At 51.7% G+C, this 20,625-nt stretch carries 17 protein-coding genes; 2 read left to right on the plus strand and 15 right to left on the minus strand.

Annotated elements, in window-relative coordinates; translation table 11 throughout:
* Nucleotides 1–143 precede the first annotated feature (143 nt).
* Nucleotides 144–1,403: an MFS transporter gene (locus tag KJY73_RS05855; RefSeq protein ID WP_214341296.1), complete on the minus strand. Its 1,260-nt coding sequence runs from the start codon at nucleotides 1,401–1,403 to the stop codon at nucleotides 144–146.
* Nucleotides 1,404–3,206 (minus strand): sensor domain-containing diguanylate cyclase, encoded by a 1,803-nt coding sequence (locus tag KJY73_RS05860; protein WP_214341299.1) that lies wholly within the window; start codon nucleotides 3,204–3,206, stop codon nucleotides 1,404–1,406. It abuts the gene before it with no gap.
* Between the two features lie 202 nt (nucleotides 3,207–3,408).
* Between KJY73_RS05860 and KJY73_RS05865 the strand changes: the two genes are divergently transcribed.
* Nucleotides 3,409–5,250, plus strand: coding sequence for a GNAT family N-acetyltransferase (locus KJY73_RS05865; protein ID WP_214341301.1), 1,842 nt, complete (start codon nucleotides 3,409–3,411; stop codon nucleotides 5,248–5,250).
* Entirely contained in the window at nucleotides 5,247–6,164 is a 918-nt protein-coding gene (locus KJY73_RS05870) for a histone deacetylase family protein (RefSeq protein ID WP_214341303.1), read from the plus strand. Before KJY73_RS05865 ends, KJY73_RS05870 begins: the two co-directional genes overlap by 4 nt.
* A gap of 119 nt (nucleotides 6,165–6,283) precedes the next feature.
* On the opposite strand, the gene KJY73_RS05875 is transcribed toward KJY73_RS05870, so the two are convergent.
* From KJY73_RS05875 to KJY73_RS05935, 13 genes are read right to left on the minus strand one after another with little or no spacing between them, the layout of a single operon-like run.
* The gene (locus KJY73_RS05875) at nucleotides 6,284–7,747 is read right to left on the minus strand and encodes a M48 family metalloprotease (protein WP_214341305.1); all 1,464 of its coding nucleotides are present in this window, start codon (nucleotides 7,745–7,747) and stop codon (nucleotides 6,284–6,286) included.
* The gene (locus KJY73_RS05880) at nucleotides 7,731–8,393 is read right to left on the minus strand and encodes a hypothetical protein (RefSeq protein WP_214341307.1); all 663 of its coding nucleotides are present in this window, start codon (nucleotides 8,391–8,393) and stop codon (nucleotides 7,731–7,733) included. The genes KJY73_RS05875 and KJY73_RS05880 overlap by 17 nt, the downstream gene beginning before the upstream one ends.
* Nucleotides 8,390–9,007, minus strand: coding sequence for a hypothetical protein (locus KJY73_RS05885; protein ID WP_214341309.1), 618 nt, complete (start codon nucleotides 9,005–9,007; stop codon nucleotides 8,390–8,392). The genes KJY73_RS05880 and KJY73_RS05885 overlap by 4 nt, the downstream gene beginning before the upstream one ends.
* 52 nt (nucleotides 9,008–9,059) lie before the next feature.
* Nucleotides 9,060–10,067, minus strand: a complete 1,008-nt coding sequence (locus KJY73_RS05890; protein ID WP_214341311.1) for a vWA domain-containing protein — start codon at nucleotides 10,065–10,067, stop codon at nucleotides 9,060–9,062.
* A complete protein-coding gene (locus KJY73_RS05895; protein WP_214341314.1) occupies nucleotides 10,064–11,146 on the minus strand; it encodes a vWA domain-containing protein in 1,083 nt (360 codons plus the stop codon). Before KJY73_RS05895 ends, KJY73_RS05890 begins: the two co-directional genes overlap by 4 nt.
* Nucleotides 11,143–12,360 (minus strand): hypothetical protein, encoded by a 1,218-nt coding sequence (locus KJY73_RS05900; protein WP_214341317.1) that lies wholly within the window; start codon nucleotides 12,358–12,360, stop codon nucleotides 11,143–11,145. Before KJY73_RS05900 ends, KJY73_RS05895 begins: the two co-directional genes overlap by 4 nt.
* An 8-nt stretch (nucleotides 12,361–12,368) precedes the next feature.
* On the minus strand, nucleotides 12,369–13,169 hold the full coding sequence (locus tag KJY73_RS05905; protein WP_206592886.1) for a MotA/TolQ/ExbB proton channel family protein: 801 nt from the start codon (nucleotides 13,167–13,169) through the stop codon (nucleotides 12,369–12,371).
* Between the two features lie 8 nt (nucleotides 13,170–13,177).
* Nucleotides 13,178–13,339 (minus strand): hypothetical protein, encoded by a 162-nt coding sequence (locus KJY73_RS05910; RefSeq protein WP_214341319.1) that lies wholly within the window; start codon nucleotides 13,337–13,339, stop codon nucleotides 13,178–13,180.
* Complete coding sequence (locus KJY73_RS05915; protein ID WP_214341322.1) at nucleotides 13,336–15,423, minus strand: PEGA domain-containing protein; 2,088 nt, start codon at nucleotides 15,421–15,423, stop codon at nucleotides 13,336–13,338. The genes KJY73_RS05910 and KJY73_RS05915 overlap by 4 nt, the downstream gene beginning before the upstream one ends.
* Nucleotides 15,420–16,907 (minus strand): tetratricopeptide repeat protein, encoded by a 1,488-nt coding sequence (locus KJY73_RS05920; RefSeq protein WP_214341324.1) that lies wholly within the window; start codon nucleotides 16,905–16,907, stop codon nucleotides 15,420–15,422. The genes KJY73_RS05915 and KJY73_RS05920 overlap by 4 nt, the downstream gene beginning before the upstream one ends.
* A 22-nt stretch (nucleotides 16,908–16,929) precedes the next feature.
* Nucleotides 16,930–18,108 (minus strand): hypothetical protein, encoded by a 1,179-nt coding sequence (locus KJY73_RS05925; RefSeq protein ID WP_214341329.1) that lies wholly within the window; start codon nucleotides 18,106–18,108, stop codon nucleotides 16,930–16,932.
* Nucleotides 18,109–18,122: 14 nt separating this feature from the next.
* The gene (locus KJY73_RS05930; protein ID WP_214341332.1) at nucleotides 18,123–19,319 is read right to left on the minus strand and encodes a hypothetical protein; all 1,197 of its coding nucleotides are present in this window, start codon (nucleotides 19,317–19,319) and stop codon (nucleotides 18,123–18,125) included.
* 10 nt (nucleotides 19,320–19,329) lie between these two features.
* The gene (locus KJY73_RS05935) at nucleotides 19,330–20,529 is read right to left on the minus strand and encodes a tetratricopeptide repeat protein (RefSeq protein WP_214341335.1); all 1,200 of its coding nucleotides are present in this window, start codon (nucleotides 20,527–20,529) and stop codon (nucleotides 19,330–19,332) included.
* Nucleotides 20,530–20,625: the final 96 nt, after the last annotated feature.

Raw genomic sequence — 20,625 nt, forward strand, 5'->3', positions numbered from 1 at the left:
CTGTTGACCTTTTGAGCAGCGCTGTTCAGGTCCGTTCCATACGCACTTGTCCCTCACTTATGCAGAATAACGACACCAGCTTCACTCTGTCTTGTATTAAAAACCCAAAAGCTGCTGCAAGTTCAAAAGGTTAATCTGCTCTACTAAGTTTCAGCCATTCGCCAGGTAGACCAACTACCCGCCAGTCCCATTAAGCCCAAAAACAAGACAACCGCCGGAACCGACATACTCGCCACAAAGGCCGTGATGCCGCCTATCAGTAGCAGGAGTGTGCCGATGACAGTGTTGCTGACCGACACATAGTCAGTACGTTTGACGCCACCGGCCATATTGACCAGATAGGTTTGCCTGCCGATACGAACCCCTTCGTGGGCAATTGACAAACTCAGATAGAACAGCGCATACAGCCAAACCGGTGCATCATTGAGCTGAAGCTCTGCCAGCCATACAGCCATGCAACTTAGTGCCGCCAATACGCCGCCAAGCAGCATCACCCGGCGGCTGGATTGGTCTGCCATCAGCCCCCATATACTGGCGGATAGACTGGAGGCCAAACTGCTGGCCAGTAAAAAGAGGGCGAAGGTGCTGGTCTCGGCTTGCCTGTTTTGGGCCAGCAGCAGAATAAAAGGCGCGGACAGGGCAGAGCCCATCAGCAGAGCGCGGGAAAGTACAAAATGGCGGAACCTTCGGTCTTGATTGAGTAACTGCCAGGCGTTTTTAATTGCGGAAAATTTGTTGTTGCCAGGCGGTCTGCACTCCCCGGCTGGTTCCCGCAAGGTAAAAAACAACAGTCCAGCCATCAGCCAGAGCAGACCTGCTGTCAGCAATAACCATAGATAGGCCCCGGTACTTATAGACGTAGCGTCCATGAAAAACAGCAGGCTAATGATAAACGTCAGCGCACCAGCGAGGCTGGCGGCATAGCCGGACAGGCGTCCACGCTGTTGTTTGATAATGACTTTTCCCTGTATGTCCTTAATAGTGACCGAGCAGAGCGCGCGGGCCAAACTGAATAGCACCAACAACGCTAATACTGTATAGCCGGCGGCATTCCCTGTTAGACGCCACAATGCCAGCATCATGCCCAGAACGGCCAGTCCCTGTATCAGGGCGCCTAGTTGCCAGAGCCCTTTGCGATGTACGAAACGATTTACCCAGGCGCCAATGGCGATTTGTGGGATCATTGAGCCGGACTCGCGAATAGGCACCAGCATAGAAATAAGCGCCGGTGAAGCACCGACGCTGCCGAGTAACCAGGTCAGCACTATCTTGGGGGACGCGAGCAAATCACCTAGTTTAGTCAGAACTAATGCGGCGCACAGCAGCCAGAAAGACTGTTTTTGCGCAGCTTTGGAATCGTCTTGCTCTGTTAACTTGTAGTCGGCCGGCTGATTAGTTGCCATCTATTGTTCATCCGTAGATACCCGATTCCGGCCATCGGCCTTAGCTTGGTAAAGATGCTGGTCGGCACGTTGTAATAGTGCCTTGGTATTGTGTTCTGCAGTAGGTATAACACTGGATAAGCCAATACTGATAGTTAAAAAATAAGGCTTTTCATCAATCATGGCGGGTCGGCCAGCAATGGCCTGACGCATCTGCTCTGCCAGCAGGGCGGCGGCTGCAACTGTGGTGTTGGGCAGGATTACGGCAAACTCCTCGCCACCATAACGCGCGACTAAATCATTCGGGCGATGCAACTGCTCAGCCAGTTGTTCAGCAACCTGGATAAGTGCCTGATCGCCAGCAGGGTGGCCATATTTGTCATTAAAGGCCTTGAAATGATCGATATCGATAAGTAGCAAAGACAAAGGCTGCTTTTCGCGTTTGGCATTCAGCCATTGTTGGCGCAAATGCTCGTCAAAGGCCCGGCGGTTAGCAATGCCGGTCAGGCTGTCCTGAATGGAGAGTTGCTGTAATTTATTGTTGGCTTCCTGCAACTGTTGGGTGCGTTGAATGACGCGGTCTTCCAGTTCATCTATGGCGTCGGCTAATTCATCGCCCAGATGGGCAAGGCTGGCGGACAGATGCTGCACTTCTCGAATCTGACTGGTTTTGAAACTATTCTGCCGCAATGCATTTAAGGCCCGGCTGTTTGCCAGTTGCGAAATTTGTTCAATAGGTCGGGCAATAAAGCCCCCTAACAAGGCGCCGCATAGTGCCAGCAAGACTAAGGTCATAAGCACAAATCCCAGCGCTTGACGGGTGGTTTGCTCGGTTTTGCCGACAAATTCCTGTTCCGGCAGCAGCACGCCCAGTTGCCAATGTTTGCCATGGCCAAGATCAATACGGCGAATATTGGTTAGATAGCGGCTATCCTCGGCATCCAGGGCTCCCACAAATGGCCTATTATCCACCTGGTATTGGCTGACTTTACGCAGCAGTGCGCTAGGGTGAGTTGCCAAATGCAGGCGGTTAGATGGATTGTTGGGGTCGACAAAGGGCAGTGTGGGTGACGAGGTGGCAATCAATTTACCCTCAGCATCGGCCAGATAGGCGACTCCAGCGTTACCCAAAGGAATATCTGCCATAAACTCGTTGAGCCGTTCCAAGGCCATATCCACACCGCAAACGGCAATCACCTTACCCTGAGCATCAAGCACCGCCAGCGACATACTGATACCAAAGTCTGGCATCCCGGCATAGTGGTATATGCTTCCCCAGGCCAACTCGCCCGGTGTTTTGAGGGCTGCCAACATAAAGGGACGCTGTCTGGGATCGTAGTCAAGTAATTCTGAATTACGGGCTCCAAGGCTACCGTCAGGATTGGCCTGATAACCCGCTAACTTTAATCGGCCATCAATGAAATTAGCGGCAATATGCGGTTGGATGTTTTCGCCTGGATCGCGGGCACCGGTAATATAGCGTCCATCCGGTAAGGCAACAGAAATAAAAGAGATACGCTCAAACTGCCGGATTTGTGTATACAACCAGGGGGCCAGGCTTTCTGGTTGTTGAATATCCAGGCGTCCACCTAGTATACCTTCGGCATTTAAGGTTAAGACTGCGGGCAGTTGTTCGGTTAGTTGCAATATTTGGCTGGCTAGTCGCTTGCTGCGCTCTTCTGCCATCTGATGACCAAATGCTCTGCCTGTATCCAGGCTGGTATGCACAAATATGCCACCGATTAGCATGGCACCAACCAGAAACAGCAAGGTTGTGGGGATGATGATTAAGATCCTAAGAGGCAGATTACCTGCTCGACTCATTTTTCGCTTCCGTTCATACAACAGCTAATACCATGAACTAAGATTTTGTTATTTAATGGAATTACTATTTACTACCAAGTCTATCTGCTAATGTTACGGCAAGTTGCAGATAACTCGAAGCGCTTTGGTTTATATCAAACCATGAAGGCTTGCTGGGTGACAAAATAGCTTGTACATCGCCCGGGTATTAAAGGAGTTACATATGTATACCGCGTTGCCGAACCGGCCTGATTGGCAGACTTTATTAAAATCCGGTAATCGTATTTTTCTCGGCTCCCATGCCGCTGTGCCTAATGCGCTGATAGACGACCTGATAGCCAATGCCCAGGGCCTGCATGATATAGAAGTTGTGCATATTCTGACCCTGGCCGATCACCGCTGGGTAGAACCTAAATACAATGATCTTTTTAAGGTAAATACCTTTTTTATCGGCGGTGACAAAATGCGGGCAGCCGTTTCCGAAGGGCGAGCTGACTATACACCGTGCTTCTTGTCCGAAGTGTCCAGCCTGTTTGAAACGGATATTTTGCCGCTGGATGCCGCTTTAATTATGGTGGGGCCGCCGGATAAATTTGGTTACTGCTCGTTGGGTGTGTCGGTGGATGTGGTGCAGGCGGCGGTACGTAAAGCTAAGTACGTTATTGCCCAGATCAATCCGTTAATGCCGCGCACCAGTGGCGACTCTTTTGTGCACGTCTCGCAATTAAGTGCCAGTATTGAGCGCCAGCAGGAATTGCCACAAATGCCAGATATTGAGTCCGATCCTGTCACAGAACGGATTGGCCAGTATGTGTCGATGTTGGTGGAGGACGGTGCAACCTTGCAACTTGGGATAGGTAAGATCCCTAATGCCGTATTGCAATATTTGCAACATCATAAAGACCTGGGGGTACACAGCGAGCTGATAACTGACGGCATCATCGATTTGATTGCCAAAGGTGTAATCAATAACCGCAAGAAGACCTTCCACCCGGGTAAAACGGTTACCAGCTTTTGCCTTGGCAGTAAGCGGCTTTACGATTTTGTTGACGGCAATCCGCATGTGGAGTTCTACCCAAGCGGCTATGTCAATTCACCGGTAAATATCTCCCGTAACAATAAGATGGTGGCTATCAATAGCGCCATTGAGGTGGACTTAACCGGTCAGGTCGTAGCGGACTCCATCGGTTATCAGTTTTATAGTGGTATAGGCGGGCAGGTGGACTTTATTCGCGGGGCGGCTATCAGCCCAGGTGGTAAGCCCATCATCGCTTTGCCCTCTACGGCCAAAAACGGTAAGGTGTCCCGTATTGTGCCGCATATTACCCAAGGCAGTGGGGTGGTCACTTCCCGGGGGCACGTGCATTATGTGGTGACCGAATTTGGTGTCGCCTCGTTAAAAGGCCGCAGTATTCGTGAGCGAGCGTTGGAGTTGATTCGGGTTGCCCATCCTAAGTTTCGAGCCCAATTACTGGAGCAGGTGCGTAAACACTATTGGGTACCGCATTATCAGAAAGACTATCCCCGTGAAGTACCTGAGCTTGGCAAAATCAGTGTTAAAACCCTGATTATTGATGGTGTGAGCTTTGACTTGCGCCCTTTAAACCCGGCTGATGAACGCCGTTTGCAGGAGTTTTTCTACTCGCACACCAAGGAAACCCTGTTTTATCGATATAACTATTATCCTACCCAGATGACCAGGGAAAAGTCCTGCAGTTTGGTCAGTGTGGATCAGAGCCGCGACTTAGCGTTGTGTATCGTCAGACAGCAAGGCTCGGTGTCAGAAATTCAGGCGGTAGGGCGGTATTATCTTAATGACGATGGCAGCAGCTGTGAAGTGGCCTTTGTGACCCGTGAAAAATATCACGGTAAAGGCATGGCCCGCCAACTGCTGGCCGAAATGATCCGTATTGCCGGTATGCGGGGCCTGGAATCCATGCAAGCCTATGTGCGGTCGGACAATAAAAATATGTTGCGGGTGTTTGAAAGTGCCAACTTTAAACGTATGCCCGCTGAAGATCCTGGAGAAGTGATGTTAAAACTGTCGTTAAAGGCTGATTTATGAGCTTGGTATTTATCAGTCATCCGGCTTGCGCCCTGCATGATGTTGGAGATGAACATCCTGAATCACCGGAGCGTCTGGATGCTATCAACGACAGGCTCATAGCATCCGGACTAGATTATTCCATTTTGCGTGCAGAGGCGGACAAGGCCAACCGCAAGCAATTGTATCTGGCGCACGATAAGGCTTATGTGGACAAGCTGTTTGCCTGTACGCCCAAAGAGGGCAAAGTGCAGTTGGACGATGACACCACCATGATGCCACGTAGTCTGGAAGCCGCCCTTTATGCCGCCGGAGCTAATGTGATGGCGGTGGACATGTTGATGCAGGATAAAGTAGGGCAGGCTTTTTGTGCCGTGCGCCCGCCAGGTCACCATGCAGAGCGGGATAAAGCCATGGGCTTTTGCCTGTTTAACAATATTGCCGTCGCGGCACATTGGGCGATGCACAAGTACAAGCTGGAACGCATCGCTATCGTGGATTTTGATGTTCATCATGGTAACGGCACCGAAGACATCTTTTTTGACGACGAACGTGTATTGTTTTGCTCCTCTTATGAGTATCCCTTTTACCCATTTAATGTCGGACCGGGTAATGAGCATATTCTCAATTTGCCGCTGCCTCCCGGCACAGACGGCGACAGTTTTCGTGAGGCAGTGATTAACCAGTGGCTGGACAAAATTGATGCCTTTGCTCCACAGCTTATTTTGATTTCTGCTGGTTTTGATGGGCATTACGAAGACGATATGGCGCATTTTCGTCTGGTGGAAACCGACTACGATTGGATCACCCGCGAATTAAAGCAAATTGCCAACAAACATTGTAACGGCAAGATGCTTTCCACCTTGGAAGGGGGCTATGCAATGAGCGCCCTGGGCCGCAGTGTGACAGTGCATATTAAGGCGATGATGGAGTAAAGTGAGGCCCTTAGCTTGAAAAGGCCGCCAGTACTTTTCTGATGATGCCCGTTTAGATGCTACGGATCATCCGTAGCATCCAATTAACCTCCCTATTGTCGGGTGCTGCCGACCACTGTTTATTTAATAATCTTCAACCATTCCCCCTCCTGCGGCTCGCCGCTGGGGTAGTAGCCGTTGATCAGGCGCAGTTGTTCCTCGGCGTAGCGACCGATTCGCATACGCTTGGCGATGTCGGCAAAGGTGGTGCCGGGGCTCGCCTGCACATAGCTGATTGTTTTGGCTTTGGGCAGTGCCGCGGTGCCGCGAGCCGGGGCAAAACTATGGATGCTGTCCATAAACAGCTTGTCGTAATCCGTATCTGGCGCAGGCTTGTTTACTTCCCCCTGGAGCATATAGATAAGCGAACCACGATAGAAAATGGCAACCCGGCTGGGTTGGGGGAGTTTGTCATCCGCCGGGCGGATACCTGTGTGTCCCAACATACCGGCCTGACTAAAGTCTTCAGAACGCATCAAAAGCGGCACATCATAGTATTTACGTAAATAGTTACCTGGTGGTAATTCTTCCTGGCGACGGGTGACTTCCATATGGATTTGTGCACTTTTATCCGGCGCTTCGGCCACTATAGTGTGCCCGGCATTAGTCACTTGCCATTCATCCGGAAAGACCAGAGAAAAACCTAAACGGCTGTGAGTAAAACGGTTTTCCTCTGAAGGGTTATTCTGTTCCGGACGGCGGTAACTCGGGCCATATACCAACCCCTCCATGGTGTTGCGAAATTCTGCCGGGTCTTTAGCCACAACCTGAGTGTGCTTCTCCAGTTCGGCTGCTTTATCTACCACCTCTTTTAAGCGTGTGTCATTGCGCGGGTGGGTGGAAAACAAGCCATGGTAGGTTTGCTGACGGCCGGACTTTGCATTCAGATGACGGGTAAATTTTTCCTGGTCTTTGAGGGTGGAGATCACTTCAATCATCGCGTGAGGAGAATAGCCGGCTTTAGACAGATAGCGGGCTCCCAGACCATCGGCTTCCAATTCCATTTCCCGCCCGTAGCCCATTACAGCAGCACTACTCCATAAACTGGCTGCATCCCCCAAAGCCCAGCTACCAGTAGTCAGTACCGACATCACGGTCAGCACTTTGGCGCCGGTGCGGGCGGTGTCTTGTTGCACGGCATGACGCGCAGTGACATGACCAAGCTCATGGGCTAGCACGGCCGCTAGCTGAGCTTCACTGTGCATGTAGGCCAGCAGGCCGCGGTTGACATAAATATAACCACCGGGCAGAGCAAAGGCATTAATTTGCGGATTGTCCAGAACCGTAAAGTGATAGGTAAGCTCCGGGCGCTCACCAACTTTGGCCAGTGCCTGGCCGACCCGGTTTACATAGGCGGTGACTTTTTCGTCTTCATAGATAGGCTGAGTTTCCAGGATCTTCTTATGCATCTCCTGACCGATTTCCAGCTCACTGGACTCCGACATAGTGACGAACTCGGCATCACCCGTAGCCGGATTAGTAGCGCAACCGTTAACTAAACAGATGGTCCCCAGGATAAACAACAGACTAATTCTGTACGCCATGGCTCGGCTCTCCTTGTGGTTGGAAAAATTCGCTTAACTGCTTACCCAGTCCTTTGCAGGCCTCGCTTTCAACCTGTGCCAGCAAAGGAATTGGAATTACCACTGCCGGCATATAGGACGTGCCTTTGGCACTGGTATGAATGCGTCCCGCGACAACTTCGCGTTTAAGATCCCAAATTACCGACTCGTAGCCGGCCTCATCATCCCAACTACCAAAGCCCAGACACCCACCTCCCGGCACCAGAGCACAACTGATGGAGCCGACACTAGAGGTGGTCTCTGTATTACCATCTACCCAAATCAGATAGCGAAGATTTCGCTGTTCCATACGCTGTGCCAGCTTATCGTAGCTACGGAGTTTATTGATGCCCGGTAGATTGAGCGGTGCGGTACGGGGTTCAAAGAACGGATAAAATTCATCGAGAAACTCCTGCTCAGGGATAACGTTAAGGCCTTTATCTGCCATGGTTTCCTGTAAGCAGTTAATCAGCGACGGCTCGGTTTCATAGTTATTGGCATGTCGCCTGCCGAGGATCACAATAGACTCGCCACTGTTTAAACTGGTGCTACCGCTGCGAAATTCATCAATGGTGACGCTGGAGCAACCAGCCAAGAGTAGCAAGGGAAGCAGGTAGAATGGGTTCATGGTTTCTCTCCTCGGATAGCTAGGGTATGTTTATTGAGGTTTTGCTCCATCCATTGACGGATCTCCGGTACCCGGGAGAAATCCATGAGTAACTTGGCACCGGCATCGCGCAGGGCCATCTGAATTGCCAGCTCCAACCCATCAGCATCTGTGGTGGAAAAGGCGGTTGGGGTTTTGCCATAGGAAGTCATAAACCAGTCTGCTACCAGACGGCCGCTACCTTCGTGTAATTGCAGGTGATACTTAAACCACACTTCGTAAATCTTGCCGCGGGTTTCCCGAGGCACTGTGTATTGAAACTCTTCCACAACGGGGGTAAGGATCAGGTCGGCAGAGCCAGATTGGGCAGGCAGTTCCACCAGGTTTTTGAACATACCGCTCAGTACCCGGCTGAACATTTGCATTTGTGCGTCACCTTGCTCGATATTCCAATCTTCACGTGCTTCGTTGTTTTCTTCGTAACGGTAGTTACGTAACGCCACTGGATAGTAAGTCCCCATGGTCAGGGGCATTGGTTGAACCAAAGGCTGAGGAACCTGACTTTTAACCCTAAAGCTGCTGGAGCAACTGCCAAGCAGCAGACACAGTGCCAGTATTGCGAGCCGTCTTGTCATGTTTTCCTCCTGGGGTGCCTCAGGGCACAAGGTTGCCAATAGTTACCAGGGCTTAGTAGCCGGGACGAAAGTCATTTAAACCAATAAAAGTGCCGCCGTTCTGTAGAGTTAGTTCGCGCATCAGCGCAGCAAAGCGAATGCCGGTCATTTGGTACTGCGGCGGATTAGCAAATTGCACGGGTAGCCCGACCGCATGTATGCGCACGCGTTTCTGATTGCCTTCTGCCATTTGATTGATGCGCGACACTGTGTCTACCACCTGTTTGATGGAACGGCCGGTAAACTCGTCACCAAACACATAAATGCTGATTTTCTTATCCGGGGCATAAAAGGAGCGAATAGCAGCTAATACCCCTTCTACAGGTGACGAGTTACTGAAAGGATGCCAGCCACGCAGGCGCTGGATAATGGCACTACGACGGGCAGGGGTGTCAGGGATCCATTCGCGTCTGTAATTGCTGAACATGTAATCGCCCATGTCATTCATGATCTGAATACCTTTAACATTAGGGTAGATATCCAGGGTGGCGATGATCTCATCTATCATGCGTTGCCAGCCGTAATTCACCATGCTACCGGAGGTATCGATAATGAAAATGATGTATTCACTGTCCACGGGAATACCGCCGATCAGATCGTTTTTACGTTTATAGTTATCGCCCAGCAGACGACGCATTTCCTCTGTCAGGCTTTGTCTGGCCAGTTCCAGTTCGCCCTTCTGCCTGGCGCTCAGCTGCTGGGCATCCGACAGTCTGGCGTAGCGGCTTTGCATGAGTTCCATTTCGGTACGTAATCTAGCTATACGGGCTTTTTCCAGAGATAACTGCTCGTGCTTAGCGGTCATCTGGCGGTTTAACGTCTGGGTTTCGCCGCGCAGTTCGAATAACTGGCGTTGCAAGTCTTGTATCAAGCCTTGCTGATCCAGTTCGGCCTGCTCAATAACATCTGGCGGCACATTGCGCACAATCAGCATCAGAATAATGATGGCGCCAAAGCCACAGGAAATGACATCCAGAAACGAAATACTAAAGATATCGGTGATCTGGCGACGGCTTTTCATGGCCAGTCCTCCGAAGGGCTAAGAAAGGATCCGCCGGTATGTTGGGCGAGTTGCCAGAATGCGGCAGCGGCCATGGGGTCGCCCTCCATGGGGCTGAGTAGAGTATTAACTGGCACACCTTGAGGTAATCCTTGTACGGCCTTTTTAAACAGCTCCAAGCGTTCAATGCCTGAGATGGTATTCTGGCTGTTGGCTTGCAATCCCTGAGTCGGCAGACCATCGGTGATCAGGAATATATTGTCGGGCAGAGGATCCAGGCCACCGGCAGATAAAAAAGCCCGCTCCAGGCTGGTGCCGCCCGCAGGCAGAGCGGCGCGCATGCCGTCCATGGCCTGTTTCAGGCTGTCACGATCACTGACTTTCAGCCAGTTACCCTGAGTATTCTTAATTGCCGCTCGTGCATCGGTGTTAAACAGGTAAATCTGGTAATGACTGTCTTTGGGAAACTGGGATACCAGCCAGGAGACTCTGTCCTGGGCACGCAGCCATTTTGGGGACGCGCGCTGAATGTCCTCCTGCATATGACGGCGGCGTATGATATTGACCAACCGCTCGTCCAACATGCTGGTGCTGGCGTCCAGCAAGATCAGAATGCGCTGGCCACCCAGGCGAAGCCCTGTAAGGTATTGGCGGTCGCCGGCGCCAACAAACTTTTGTACGTTTTCGCCTTCACGCTGTTCGGCCAGCAGTTGCTGTTTTTCTTTTTCCAGTGCGGCCAGCTGTTCCTGCAGTTTTTTGATGGCCTCATTCCATTGTTCCGGATCCATGGCCTCCATCATGCTGCGTTGTTGTTTAAGTTCTTGCTCGATTTGTCTGGCCAGGCCCTGCGCTTGGGCCAGTTCATCATCGGCATCAGAAATGATGTTGCGGGCTCTGACCAGATCTTCTTTGCCAACGCGAATTTCCTCTTCGAGCAGCCTTACCTCGGACACATCTTGTTGCTGCAATTGTTCGCGATTTTCATCAATGCCGTGTTTGAGTAACAGAAACAGCAGCGCCGCAGCGCCAAAGCCGCAGGACATCACATCCAGAAAGGCCAGGCTGAAATTAGAAGTTTGGCGACGGCTTCTTCTGCTCATGGCATAACCCGGATACAACGAATTGGATGGACTGTATTGCCTCTACGCAGATGTAGCTCTGTACCTGGACTGAGAGTAGTGTCATGGCCTGCCAGTGAGCTTTGCCAGTTGTCACAAGGGCTAAGAACAAAGCCATCTGAACCCTGATGTATGCTAAATGCCATGTCGGTGGCAGAGTGCATTAATTGGTTGTTCAGCCAGCCATAGTGGCCCTCTTGTAGTGCCACGGCATGGTCTTCATAAAGTAAATGCGTTGCCCGTGGCAGGGGCCGACGACTGTACTTTGTGCGGGGAAGGCTATCAATCAGACTTATCCCGCCTGACGTTGCCTGCGGCAAGGTCAGTTCACTGATCGCAGGCACGTCGCTGCTGCTGAGAAGCCTGGCTTTTGGCAGTGATGCCGCCACACCGGGTAAACGGGCCAGGTGATGACTCAACCAAATCTGATGGGGGCTATTGTCCAACAGTTGATACAAGGGCGTAAGGAACTGCCGGATGACGCCCGTCAGCTCTGTGTTATCAAGTGTGAGAGATCTGTCAGCAATGCGAAGCGGTGATGGTGGCTGACCGTTGCAATACTGCCTGACCCATAAATACAAAGCCTGCTCGGTACTGCCTTGATGCATGGGGTCGAAACGCTGTTCCTGAATAAAACGTCTGGCCAGGTGTTTCATCAAATGCTCACATAATGGATCTAAGCCTACACCGCTCACTAGCTGATGATTGCCTTGGCTGAGGTTGTCAGATGCTGTGAGTTCGGTTATCACTGACTGCTTGCTGTGCAAGGCGATATGCAGGTGGGCGCCGGTTTCGGCGCCATTGATCAAGCTGGCAAGGGCGGTATTGATCAAGCCTGTAACCTGCCAGGGGGTTTCTCGCATAATACCCAGCAATAGCGAGAGTTGAGTCTGAGTAAGGCTGGCGGGTACCGCAACCAACACGGGGGAAGCGCCGACTTTTTCAGCTAAGGTCAATAGTTGCTGGTGAGCTAAGTCTGCCGCGTGGCGCACTCCTTCTGCGGATTTTATCGGCTCAAGGCTGAGTTGTTGCCAGTAGCTGCTGGTGCACTGCCCAGGAACTAAGCGCTGCTTGGCTAAGGCCTGTTGGTCAAACAATAACTGCTTGTCTTGCTCGCAAACCAGGCACAAATGTTCAATGTGTTGCCCTTGCCGATGAAGGCTCAAAGCAATATCGTTGATCGCCAGAATGTCCATCTTGCACCTCAATCCAGTTGCTTCATCCAGCGCAGCAAGTGTTCATCCGCGTAGCGTTTGGTTTGGGTGACGACGCGTTCTTGCTGTAGCTGTAACTGATGGCTGATAAACATGATGAATATGCTGATAAGCAAGGCGATAAAGGTTGAGTTAAATGCCACCCCCAATGCCTGAGTCACCCCGGTAATATCGCCTTCAATGGCTTTATGGGCCTGTCCCAGGGCATCGCCTATTCCCCTTACCGTGCCGATAAAGCCAATAGAGGGGATGGCCCAGGCTATGTAGCGCACCAGCGATAACTCACTGTCCAGTCGGTCAGACTCGGTATCACATTGTTCCTTGATGGCATCGGCGGCGGCGGTGACATCGCCGGTAGCCGCAAAACGTTGCAGGGCACTCAACAAAGTGCGGGGAGTAAGCAGTTGCTGCTGTTGCTCAGGCAGAGCTTGCAGCGGCCTGCACAGATTGACCGCATCGGCAGGCAGGATGGTAGTGCCTTGTTCTATAGCTAGCCAATGGCGCGACAACATACGCTTCTCGCCTTGTAACTGCCAGGCCTTAAAGCCCATGATGGCGCAAGCCCACAGCATCAGAATAAAACAGCTTTCCTGTTCAAAATCTTTTAGCACTACGTACCAGGAACGCTGAACCTGAATGGTCTGTCCCTGGCTTTGTAGTTCGGCTTGTTGTTGGATCAGCGCATCGGCCTTGGGCCTGATTAAAGATACATAGGTACCATGCACCAGGATAATGGCCAGTAGTAAGCTAAAAAGCTGGTAGATAAACTCACGGGGGACACGATTTTCCATAGCGAACCTCATATATCCGTGGGAAAAGAAACCGAGGCATCTTCGGAGATTTCCTCGGAGGGGATGAAGATGCCTTCGCGGTTTAACTCGGGTTGATCAGGGGCAAATGCTTGTCCGGTTTGACAACTCAGTAGCATCGCCAGCAGCATTAGTTTCAGCTTTCTGCTCATGGGCTAATCTCCGTGTTTGTGTTCAGGGATTCGGCATAACGGGCCAGGCGGAAACCTACATCGCGGCGGGCGTCGCTACCGTAATCCCGGTAAGACAGTCTGACTTCGGTCAAGCGACCATGGGCCCAACTGGCGCCTCGAATGACATGGTGGATACCTTGCTGAGCACCAAGAGGGTCGGTATCTGCCTTGAAATTCAGTCCGGAATGGATCTGATAAACGTCATGTACCCATTCAGAAACATTCCCCATCAGGTCATACAGGCCCTTATTGTCAGCGTGAAAACTGGCCACCGGCGCGCTGACCTTGAAGTTGTCTTCATAACCGGCCAGTACGTCACCAACTAATGCTGCGCTTTCCATGCCAGCCAGATTGGCAGTACCGGCTGGCGGAGGTAGTTGCTGACCCCAATTAAATTGCTGCATATGGTCCTGCTGATAGCGTGATGCCCAGGCCCATTCAGCTTCACTCGGCAGACGATAGCCATTGGCGGTGGCATTGAAGCCCTGATATTGATTGTCTTCGATAAGGTAAAAAGGCTGTAACCCTTCCTGCGTGGAAAGCCAGTTGCAGAAGCGGGCTGCATCCAGCCAACTGATGTTGACCACAGGTTGATTGTCGCCATCCAGACTGGCTCCTTCAGCATGAGAAGAGCTATGAAAGGAGGCAAACTGCCGGTACTGGCGGTTGGTAACTTCGGTGGTGCCCAGATAAAAGGGGCGGGCCAGGGCGACCTTGTGCAAGGTTTCATTGGCGCGACGTCCCTGTTCACGCCTGGATGCGCCCATTTCAAAGCTCACCTGGGGATGAAAGAGTTTCAGCCTGGCATCGCCCAACAATGTCAGCTGGCTTGGAAGCGCCTCAAACCGGGCTTGTTCAAGGGTCTTCAGCTTGGCCTGGACCTTGATGGTTTGTCCGGCCCTGGGAGTCAGTGTCTGGATAAAGTCGGCATGGCCAGCCAGACTCACTCGCAGTTTCTGTGGATGGGCGGCTAACTCCAGCGTTTGGTTGGCGCGACCAAGCAGAATGTCGTTGATATACAGCAGCGCATCCTGATGCGAAGTACTTACCGACACCTTGCCGAGCAGGGGCGCTAAATTCAGCGCCAATGACTGGCTGCTACCCGCGCTCGCCTGAATCTCGCGCCTGGTGGGTTGATACCCTTCTCGCAGCAATAACAACTCATGATTTGTTCCTGCACTTAGTGACAGTTCAAGGGGGGTTTTTCCTTGATATAAGCCGTCCAGGCTGACACTTGCCCCAGCAGGTGTCGATGTGAGCTGCAAGGAGGCCGATGCTGGCAATAATCTGGCCTGGCTAATAGCAAGGCTTTCACCCGCACGGATATCAATACGCTGCTGCCAGCTCTGATAGCCTGGGTGAGAGAGTTGCAGTTTATGACTACCAGCCAACAGCTCAATATCCAAAGGGGTTTGACCATAAGGTTGTTCGTCGACACTTAAGGTGGCACCACTGGGGTAGCTGTCCAGTGCCAGGGTTCCCCAGTTTGGCAACAGTTCCAGGTCAAACTGTTGCAGCTGATCATAGCCCTGCACTTCAACAACCTTTGACTGACTTTGATAACGCGACGCCTCAAAACGAAGGCTTTGTTCTCCAAGCGGCACATTAAGCAAGGTTTCATCGGTGCTGCCCAGTAATTGGTCATCAAGATAAACCTGTGCACTGACATTGCTGGAAATCTGGAGTCGACCTGGCAGAGGCTGCAGCTCAACATTTAGGCGAAAGTGATCTTCGCTGGCGGTATCGAGCTGGCGCTCATAAGGGGTGTACCCCGACTGGCTTATATACAGCTTATACTGGCCTGGCATTAACAATCTGCGCCCGGCAATTTGCATCTGATAGGGGCCTTCCAGCCGAATCTGGCTGGAAGATGGACTGACTTGTATATCCAGGCTGGTGGCACTGAGCAAAAAGCCAGCGACACCCAGCAAGACACAAAGCAATATGGCTACCAGCCACAGCCAGGGGCGCCAGATACGACGTCGAGGCTGCGATTGCCGGCTGCCAGGCTCAAAAACTGCCGGGGTGATCAGGGTGGCATTTTTTATCTGCAGATTGCTCATATGCTGCCTATTTTTTCGGTACAACGAATACTAATAGTGGTAGCGGCTTCGCCGGCTTGAAGAACAAACTCATGCATCACATCCCGATATCCGGCACGAGTGCCTTGCAAGATGTATTTGCCTGGGTAGAGCTGGATTTGCTTGCTGTCGAAAACCCCAAGTCCGCCAACCTTGAACAGCTGTACTTGAGTTTGTTTGTCGGATAAAAGCTGAACGGTAACAGGCTGTCTGGCCTGGATGAGCAAGTGCTGCAGATCATCTATCTGGTCGCTGAGGCGGGGGCCGGGTTGCTTTATGCGGCTGGCCTGATCCAGTAATTCGGCCGCATTGGCATAATGACGTTCATCGCGCAGGGCCAAAGGGGCAGCCAGTCTGGCGCTAAGCAGCTCATCCAGCTCGGCTCTGGCCTGAGCGCGAAGCAGGGCGACCCTTACCTGCACCAGTCCAGATTGCAGTGCATCAGCTTGTTTGTAACGCTCTATGGCCTCTGGCCATTGCTCGCTAGCCTCGAGTGTCTGGCCATCTTGCATCAGCAGAGCAATTCGCTGCGCCAGTTGCTTGCTTTTCGCTTGGCGCATGGCGTCCAGACTGTCCTGGTCTTTGGGCTTAAGATGAAGCGCCTGGGTGAAAGCATCGATGGCCTGCTGTGTATCGTTGTTGGCTAAGGCCGACAGTCCGCTTGACATATAACGGCGATGCAAGCGATCCAATTTGTTCTGCTGTAAGCGTGCCAGGGTTTGGCTGGCACCCAGATGCATTGAATCAAGGCCATGGGCCTGGTTAGCAAACTCAATGGCGTCGTCCAGCTTGCCATCTTCTTCAGCATATTGGCTGGCGGTGAGCAGTTTGAGTAGCGCTGGTAAATTTTGAGCGCGCTGTAAACCGGATACGGCAGCCTCTTGTTCTGGCGCCATGGCATAGGCCAGTTCAAACGCTTGGATGGCAGCGTCAACATCGTCATTGGCTAGGGCAGCTTGTCCATCATTTAAGGCGGCTTCCAGCACTTGCTGTCCTTGAGTTTGCAGGCTCTGCAAAGCCTCCAGACTTGTCTGGTATTGTGCCAGCGCCTGGGTGAACTGGCGTTGCTGATAGTAACTATCGCCGTCTGCGGCGAATTGCAGGGCTTGCTGAAAACTCTCCTCGGCCCAGCGCTGCACCGCTATGTTTTCGAGCTCTTGCTGCACGGTTAGCAGTTGCTGAAGGACATCCTGTGCTTCACGCCTGGCTTTCGCTAATTGCGCATCTTGAAACGGACTATCTTCAAGTTTACTGGTGACTGGCTCCGGCGCGGGGAGGGCTGTATTGTTGGCCTTGGGCAGCCATTCCGGCAGATAGAAGATGGCAACAATCAGCAACAGACTGAATAGCACCAGTGGCAGCAGAATATATGACCTGCCACCGGGATTAATGGGAGAGCCGACTCTTTCTACCGAGAAACTTGGTGGTGACGTCGGGTTGTCGTTGTCTGGTTTTTCATCCTGCATAACTACCTCTTCTTTGTGAGGGCTAGGGTTCGGATTGTCCACGTTCTAACTGATAAATTTCCCTGAGCAGCGCTTTCCACTGCTGGTATTGGTCATCTACTGTGCCTGACAGTGTGACGGTACGATCTTCCAGTTCGATACTCTGCGGCGCGATGCTGGCTTCCAGTGACTCTCCCAATTCGAGTAATGCGTCAACGTGGATCTGTGCCTGATCCGCTTTATCCATACCGCTTTTTAACATGTAGCCACCGCCAGCTACGCCAACGTAAGAGGCCGCGCGCGCCACAGCGTCTGGGCTTCCAGCACCTAATACGCCGCCGAGAATGGCTGCCGCACCGAGCATAATGCGTTTACGTGATTCTTCCTGGAGCTCCCGCATCGCAATGACTTCCTGATAACTCTGGCCACGCCAGGCCCTGTAGGCCACAGTCATTTCACGGGCGTACTGCGAGTAATATTCCTGCAAGGTATCTATGTACATTTGGTCACGCTCACGAATGGCCTGCAGACGCTGCATCATGTTGTCTCCGGATGCAGGAAGCCTGTTGATACTGACGTAGCCATTACTGTCCTGCTTTACGTAGTCACCAAATACCTGAGGAGAAAATTCACTGGCGAAGCGCAAGGCTGCCAATTCATGCAGATAGGCAACCTGCTGCTCGTTTAATTGCTGACGGTATTGCAGCAGGTCATTGGCGATGCGGTTGTATAGGTCAAGGAAGGGTTCTCCGGTTTGCTTATATTTGGGGTCATAGGCGTAGCGACTGGCCTGGCTTTCATATTCTTTTTCCAGCCAGGTTCGGCCACTGGCGTCGAAGGCATGGATCCACAGACGTAACTTCTCGCCATCTGAAGAGAGTATTTTTCCTGTTACATTCAAATCCAGGGGCACAGAGTTTTGAGGAACGATGCGAACCGGCCCCCACGCGGCACTTTTTTGCATGGCCTGCATTAACTGAAAAGGAAAATATTGGCTTTCTGCTTTACGTATTTCCGCAAAGTAGAGGGTGTTTTCGTCATCTTCCTCGGGCATTTCACCCGGGTCAAAGCGCACTATGGCAACATCCAGCAGTTGGTTTTCATTCAATAAGGTTTGCTGGGTGACTACCGGTGTCGTGTTAGTCGATTTCACTTGGTAGGTTGCACAGCCACCCGTCATTAATGCGACTAAAGCTAACGACAACAGAACTAAATGTTTCATTCGAGTTCCCCCATTTACCCTGATTGCTCGTTGGTGGCTTTTTTCAGTGGCAAGCCTTTATATTTTCGATATTCATTCCAAAGTTGTTCGCGTAGGGCAGGGTCACGTTCTTTGATAGCTGCTTCGCGGATTTGTCTGGCGACCACGTCATCCTCATTGGCATTGGGAATATCTGCCGGTACGCCGCCAATACCTGGTAAGGGGGTACCTCCTTCTGGCAAGGGAGAGCCAGCCGATGCAGGGACGCCATTGGAGGACGAGTCGTTTCCTTGGCTACCTGCTTCACTGGCTTTTTCACCGCCAAAACCTTGATCTTCCGTTGACTCAACACCTTCTTCCTCGCTTCCGCTTGCTTCGGGCATGGGGGCACCTTGTTTGGCTGTGCGATCCCGAATGTAACTATTTTCACGCAATATCATCTGGTCATATTGGCCCATGGCTCCTTCCAGGCGGGCATCGGCTCTGGCGATAAGCTGCTCGTCTGTTGCGTCACTTTGTTGGGAGTTTGGCGCTTGACTCGCTGAAGCGGCTTGTGAAGCTGAAGACGAAGAAGACGAAGAAGACGAAGAAGACGAAGAAGACGAAGAAGACGAAGAAGACGAAGAAGACGAAGAAGACGAAGAAGCTGCACTTACTTCCTCTGAAAAGTCGATATCATCTGACTCGCTTTGTCCTTCTCCTTGTATATCATCACTGGCTTCCTGGCTGGTTTCTTCACTACCATTTGCATTGCCGCCTAGGTCTTGCTCGCTCTGACCTGCGCCGGTTTCAGGTTGTTGCATCCCTTCGTTACCCATCCCCTCGCTTTGCTGACCCATAGTTCCTGAGCTGCCACTTGGGTCGCTGTTAGCTCCGGATTGCTGCCCGTCCTGCTGCCCCTGATTGCCCTGCTGGGAAGCCTCTGCGCCAGCCGAGCTTTGGCTGTGCTGCGCTTGGCCATCATTTGATGAGGATTGTCCCTGGGACTGGCTGGGTTGACCGCCACTGGAAGGCATTGATGGTGGAGACTGATTTTGACCTTGTCCCTGTTGTTGGCTTTGCTTTTGTCCCTGGCCAGATGAGCTGCTGGGCTGGCTTGGTGGACTGGGTTTAGATGGCAGAGGTGTTGGCGGCGTAGGTTGTGATGTTGACTCACAACCAGTGAGTGCTAAACACAATGCCGCACTGATTAGCGAAATTCTGTATCGTCTGACGGGGTGTAGAATCGACATATTGCTGCTCCTAAGGGTTGCTGAGTTTCAGCCGAACCCCCAATGTTTCTATTGGTTCCTCTTCTTCAAAGCGTGGGCGAAAACTGGCGGTACGCAAGAATTTCAATGCTCTGGAACGCATCGCGGTGGCATCCAAAGGGATAGAATCAAGCAATTGAATATTGTTGGCCTTGCCATGGGCATTGACGTCAAAACTGGCTAGGACAAAGCGATCGGGTTCCCGGTATTGGCCATCTTCACCAAGGAATATTTTTGAATCAGGCAGTAATGTCGGGCGCTCAAAAAGTTGAAAGGCATTGTTTTCCTGTCCCTGGCGAGCCAGTTCCCTGGCTTCGCGATAGGTGTCGAAAGCATGGGTGGTTTTGCCGAACATCAAATACCAGTCTGCCAGTCCCACTCTGGCCAGCACCTTATTCTGCATGGCTGCTGATTCGGTTTGGGCATCATAAATTTCCACCATCTTTTCTAAGGCCAGCTTGCCTTCACGATAGTTTTCAGTGCGATAGTCAACGGCTGGTAAGCCCATGTAAAAACTACCCTGACGCGTCATATCCAGGCTGTCGAAGTTGAACTCTAACTGAGCTGGTCCAAGCTGAGATTTAAAGAAGTTAGCCATGACCAATCCCTTCAGGCTTTGCACCATTCGTGGATCTTTGTCGCCGTAATTGGCCAAAATGATGTCGTGAGTTTGCTGGTAAAGGGCTTCGGATTGGAGCAGCCTGACATAGGTCTCGTTAAGAAACTCATGATGGTGCACAAACAGCAGCCAACTTGCATAGTTGAACAAGTAGGGGAGCAGGTGTGGATCGTCAGGCTGGTAGTTCCGGTTCACCAACCAATACACTCGTTGGTGCAGATCATCCAGTTCCTTCCAGCGATTCTGAGCCATCATGCTGCTATGCATTTTCTCTATGATTGGCACTTGGGCCAGGGCATAAATACCCTGACTGATTTTGGTGATTTGCAATGCACGGGAAAAACTATCAATGGCCAATTGATGTTGATTTTGCTGTTGGTAGGCAACCCCAAGCTGCGAGAGTAGTTGCCCTAACTGCGGGCTGTAGGTTCCCTCATCCTGCTGAACGCGATCAATTTCCTGTAAATAGGGCTGGATAGGTCGCATATCCAGCTCATCAGCCAAGGTGGGGCCGGGCAACAGCAACAATAGCAATACGGACGGACTAATCACGCAACGGGCAGCAATACTCATGATACAACCCCAAGGAACGAGTTATTTACCTGAAACCTAATGCCTGAGCACAGTGCTCAAACCTTTAACCAGATAGTGATAGTGTGTTTCCCGGTG

Origin of the sequence: Bowmanella yangjiangensis, from assembly GCF_018531185.1 — a bacterium.
GTDB classification, from domain to species: Bacteria; Pseudomonadota; Gammaproteobacteria; order Enterobacterales; family Alteromonadaceae; genus Bowmanella; species Bowmanella yangjiangensis.

Excerpts from the sequence above, each read along its gene's own strand:
- KJY73_RS05855 (WP_214341296.1), bottom strand. The coding sequence starts at position 1,403 with ATGGCAACTAATCAGCCGGCCGACTACAAGTTAACAGAGCAAGACGAT.
- KJY73_RS05860 (WP_214341299.1), bottom strand. The coding sequence starts at position 3,206 with ATGAGTCGAGCAGGTAATCTGCCTCTTAGGATCTTAATCATCATCCCC.
- KJY73_RS05865 (WP_214341301.1), top strand. The coding sequence starts at position 3,409 with ATGTATACCGCGTTGCCGAACCGGCCTGATTGGCAGACTTTATTAAAA.
- KJY73_RS05870 (WP_214341303.1), top strand. The coding sequence starts at position 5,247 with ATGAGCTTGGTATTTATCAGTCATCCGGCTTGCGCCCTGCATGATGTT.
- KJY73_RS05875 (WP_214341305.1), bottom strand. The coding sequence starts at position 7,747 with ATGGCGTACAGAATTAGTCTGTTGTTTATCCTGGGGACCATCTGTTTA.
- KJY73_RS05880 (WP_214341307.1), bottom strand. The coding sequence starts at position 8,393 with ATGAACCCATTCTACCTGCTTCCCTTGCTACTCTTGGCTGGTTGCTCC.
- KJY73_RS05885 (WP_214341309.1), bottom strand. The coding sequence starts at position 9,007 with ATGACAAGACGGCTCGCAATACTGGCACTGTGTCTGCTGCTTGGCAGT.
- KJY73_RS05890 (WP_214341311.1), bottom strand. The coding sequence starts at position 10,067 with ATGAAAAGCCGTCGCCAGATCACCGATATCTTTAGTATTTCGTTTCTG.
- KJY73_RS05895 (WP_214341314.1), bottom strand. The coding sequence starts at position 11,146 with ATGAGCAGAAGAAGCCGTCGCCAAACTTCTAATTTCAGCCTGGCCTTT.
- KJY73_RS05900 (WP_214341317.1), bottom strand. The coding sequence starts at position 12,360 with ATGGACATTCTGGCGATCAACGATATTGCTTTGAGCCTTCATCGGCAA.
- KJY73_RS05905 (WP_206592886.1), bottom strand. The coding sequence starts at position 13,169 with ATGGAAAATCGTGTCCCCCGTGAGTTTATCTACCAGCTTTTTAGCTTA.
- KJY73_RS05910 (WP_214341319.1), bottom strand. The coding sequence starts at position 13,339 with ATGAGCAGAAAGCTGAAACTAATGCTGCTGGCGATGCTACTGAGTTGT.
- KJY73_RS05915 (WP_214341322.1), bottom strand. The coding sequence starts at position 15,423 with ATGAGCAATCTGCAGATAAAAAATGCCACCCTGATCACCCCGGCAGTT.
- KJY73_RS05920 (WP_214341324.1), bottom strand. The coding sequence starts at position 16,907 with ATGCAGGATGAAAAACCAGACAACGACAACCCGACGTCACCACCAAGT.
- KJY73_RS05925 (WP_214341329.1), bottom strand. The coding sequence starts at position 18,108 with ATGAAACATTTAGTTCTGTTGTCGTTAGCTTTAGTCGCATTAATGACG.
- KJY73_RS05930 (WP_214341332.1), bottom strand. The coding sequence starts at position 19,319 with ATGTCGATTCTACACCCCGTCAGACGATACAGAATTTCGCTAATCAGT.
- KJY73_RS05935 (WP_214341335.1), bottom strand. The coding sequence starts at position 20,529 with ATGAGTATTGCTGCCCGTTGCGTGATTAGTCCGTCCGTATTGCTATTG.